This is a genomic window from Hallella faecis (genome assembly GCF_018789675.1).
GTDB classification, from domain to species: Bacteria; Bacteroidota; Bacteroidia; order Bacteroidales; family Bacteroidaceae; genus Prevotella; species Prevotella faecis.
On the sequence record NZ_JAHKBE010000107.1, the window covers coordinates 1 to 2,635 of the forward strand.

A 2,635-nucleotide genomic window follows, 5' to 3' on the forward strand; every position below is an offset into this window, starting at 1 on the left:
AGGCATACCCTCGTCTATAGATATTGAATTCTTAGAATTAAACGACAACCCCTATAATAGCGTACAGAGAAGAAATACCAAATGGTTGTATAACTCTGTGCGCTTTTTGCTTTCTATTTGTAGCGCAGTTTGCATATTTTAGAATGTTTGTCATCTATTACGGTGCGCTTTCTTACACAAAATAATCGAGATATTAAAGCGATTAGACTTAAATAGTCTTAAATTTGTGTTGTGGCATTTATATTTCCTGCCATTTCTTGTCTTTTCTCAATAATTTTTCGTATTTTTGCAGTCGGATTGTATAGCCAGACCGCAGTTGTCGCTGTAAGACGAGTTCTTTCATGATGACCGAGTCGGCAGCCTACGCCGTGCTGAGTGTAGTGAAGTCAACCATGACATATCTATACGAAAGCGGGCTTTGGGTGGGAAGACAATCCAGACATAATGGAAGGCGTTTATCGACGCTGTGTTTGAGACACACTGAAATCTTCCAAAACAATCAGTATCAAAGTCTCGAATATGGTCAACGGTAGATGTCCCGGGTGTGATTATATCAATCCCGTGGAGACCTTGTAAGCATGAATTGTACCCTTTTGGGTGCAGTTAAATGTTTTATATAGGTCTCTTTGCGGTAGTGATTTTCATATCGGTGTGGGCTCTGACGTTGTCTGTTCGACTTTGATAGGCAGTTGGTAGAGCCTCAGTGTGTGGAATGGACAACAGGACGATTCCACGCTCTTTTTTTGTCGCAATTTAACGGATTTCTGTCTAGAAAAAAGTTAGCACCGATATGAAAGTCGATGAATGGACATCAGAAGATGTACACACCTCAGGAGGTGGTGAATTCCCTCCTTGCGCTGGACTTGCCTCCAACGCCCTCCCCGAAGCTCAAAGCACTGTTTCCGCTGAGAGTTCACAAACAGGGGTGTCCACCAGAAATGCCCATATAGCAAGTAAGCCTAAAGCACCAAAAGAGGAAGATATCCCTCATTGGTATGCTTTACGCACCACATACGGTAGAGAGAAAAAGGCATACGACTACATGACAGCCAAAGGCATCACGGCTTTTTATCCTACTACAAATGTAGTAAAACTTATAAATGGTAAGCGTAAAGTTGTTACCGAGTCTCGTTTACCAAACATCTTCTTCGCCTACGGCACCGAAGAACAACTCAAATCTTTTGTTTACGACAACGTAAACCTCCCATTTCTTCGTTTTTACTATCGTCACGTCCATGTTGGGCGCAGAATAGAGAAGATTCCTATGATAGTTCCAGACTATCAGATGGAAAGTCTCAAAATCATCTGTGCAGCCGATGCGGACAATACCATCGTATCATTAGGTGAAGTGCCTAAGTTCGAGAAAGGACAGTTGGTGAAAGTGACCGAAGGCGCATTCAAGGGAGTGATTGGAAGAGTTGCACGATGGCAAGGTCAACAAAGAGTGGCAGTAGTAGTGGAAGAACTGGTAACGGTTGTGACAGCGTACGTGCCGAGTGCGTTTTTAGATAAAATGTAATAAATTTTATAAAATAATAATATGACCAAAAGAATTTATATAGGATTGCTAGGATTATTAGGATTGTTTGCTTCTTGTAGTGAACATAATCCTAATTGTAAAAAACTAGAAAAAATACATAAACTAGAAAAGCAATACTTGGAATCTCACAAATGTGAGGTCGGTAAGGTAAATTTATATGTAGAAAATACAGGTAGTATGGATGGCTACGTTAATGGAAATACAGAATTCAAAACAGACTTATTTAATATCGTAAAACTTTTGGGTGAGAAAGATCCTGTTAATAAATTCTTTATCAATGCAGATACAACTATACAGACAAATTTAAGTGATTATGAATTTTCAAATGGTATGTCTGTAGGTGTTTTTCAAAGTCGGGGTGGTAATAGAGAGAGCTCAAATATAGCAGAGTTATTAGAGAGAATTATCCAAAAAGCGGATTCGACAGGAATTTCTATTTTTGTATCTGATTGTGTATTTGATCCCCAAAATGATCCAGATATAGAAAAATGCTTAGGGCAACAAAAGACTACCATTCAAATAGCCTTAAAAAGAAAGTTAGAAAAAGACTCTAATTTTGGAGTTATTGTATATAGGTTAATGTCTTCTTTTACTGGTTTCTATTATAATAAGGTGAAGCCTCATACATACTTGACTAACACTCAACGTCCTTATTATATGTGGATATTTGGAGATGCAAACAAGCTCCGAAAGGTGAGAGATTTGTTGGGAAAGGATGTAGAAAGAAGAGTTGGAAAAAACATTGCTGTTGCAATGAATACAATAGAGACTCTTCCATATTATAGTCCATCGGCTAAATGTAATAAGGCAAGAGGAAAACATATTGATGAGCCTAATGAGGTGAAAGGAACTTTTTCTTTTTGGGTGAAAGTGGATTTTAAAACAATTCCGTTGGATGATGCTTATTTAATGGATGTGACTAATTATGATTTACCTAAGAATTCTGGCTATATTATAGAAAAGGTAATGAAATGCAAGAAAGAAGATAGTAAATATACCCATAAAATTAAAATCACGAAGAATATAGGAAATGTTAAAAATAACCTTAATTCCGCAACACTATAATTTAACTTTATTTATAAGTTCCTGAGCAAC

At 37.5% G+C, this 2,635-nt stretch carries 2 protein-coding genes; both read left to right on the forward strand.

Annotation, left to right across the window (positions count from 1 at the left end; translation table 11 throughout):
• Positions 1 to 790 precede the first annotated feature (790 nt).
• The gene (locus tag KM934_RS12565; RefSeq protein ID WP_215760949.1) at positions 791 to 1,519 is read left to right on the forward strand and encodes a UpxY family transcription antiterminator; all 729 of its coding nucleotides are present in this window, start codon (positions 791 to 793) and stop codon (positions 1,517 to 1,519) included.
• A 21-nt stretch (positions 1,520 to 1,540) separates the two neighbouring features.
• Positions 1,541 to 2,605, forward strand: coding sequence for a hypothetical protein (locus KM934_RS12570; RefSeq protein ID WP_215760951.1), 1,065 nt, complete (start codon positions 1,541 to 1,543; stop codon positions 2,603 to 2,605).
• Positions 2,606 to 2,635: the final 30 nt, after the last annotated feature.

Coding starts and splice junctions, on each gene's coding strand:
- KM934_RS12565 (WP_215760949.1), top strand. CDS start 791: ATGAAAGTCGATGAATGGACATCAGAAGATGTACACACCTCAGGAGGT.
- KM934_RS12570 (WP_215760951.1), top strand. CDS start 1,541: ATGACCAAAAGAATTTATATAGGATTGCTAGGATTATTAGGATTGTTT.